The organism is Rhizobium sp. PDO1-076 (assembly GCF_000247475.1).
Lineage (GTDB): Bacteria > Pseudomonadota > Alphaproteobacteria > Rhizobiales > Rhizobiaceae > Allorhizobium.
The window spans coordinates 1-833 of the sequence record NZ_AHZC01000329.1; the positions used below are offsets into that span (position 1 = coordinate 1).

General features: G+C 60.3%; 1 protein-coding gene. It reads right to left on the reverse strand.

Annotation, left to right across the window (positions count from 1 at the left end; all coding sequences use genetic code 11):
• Positions 1-833 (reverse strand): DUF4011 domain-containing protein (locus PDO_RS16095; RefSeq protein WP_007604137.1); only part of this gene is annotated, 833 nt, incomplete at both ends.

An 833-nucleotide genomic window follows, 5' to 3' on the forward strand; every position in this document is an offset into this window, starting at 1 on the left:
GACGGGGACAAGTAGAAGCGGCGCACGATAGCTGCGCTCGTCTTCCGGCTTCTTCTTCCACCTGAGGAACCCGACCGCCAGAAAAAGAGTGTTGGCGCCACCCTCGGCAAAATCGTTGCGAACCTGCCGATAGAGATCGATCAACCGAGTTTCGAGCTGGCGCACGTCGAGTGGCGAGGGCAACTCGTCCCGAAGCAATGCTTCCGCCGCGAAGCCACGCTGGAGATCACGGCCGTGGACATCCCGATAAAGTGCTGCATCCCGTTCGCCGAGCGGGTTCTGCTCAGGCAAGGATATGATGCGAATTGCGGCGCCGTTTGCCAGCCGATCTTCAACATAGGCCACGTCCGTGCAAAGAAAGGGGATCGTTTTCTTCGAATCCGGAAAACTGAGCAGTCGATTGCGAAGGGTCAGATCGAGAAGCTTTTTCTGCCATCTGTCGATGCGACCGGCAGCGTTGGTTGGCTTCACCTCAACGGTTTCAGCCGGCATCTCAGCAAAACTGGGGGCGGAGGGGAGCGGCAAGTCGGCCACAGGGGCCGAGTCATCCTCCTGAACATTTCGGCGGATAGGCTCGTGTGAGGCAAGCGGCATGATCCCGCCGCTACGCGATCGCCTGACATCAATGGCGGCCACAAAAGCGTGGGCCTCGTCCACTCCAAGCCGGCCGTCCAGCGCTCGAAGCGCGCCTTCAAACGTCATGGCAGGCCGATGTGTCACGCCGGTCGTTTCAAAGACGATCAACTCGCGCGATGCCAGGGCCTTGCGGACCTCCATCTGGTCCGGCTCTACGGCATGTGCGAAGGTTCTCTTCGCGAGCCACACACCAACGG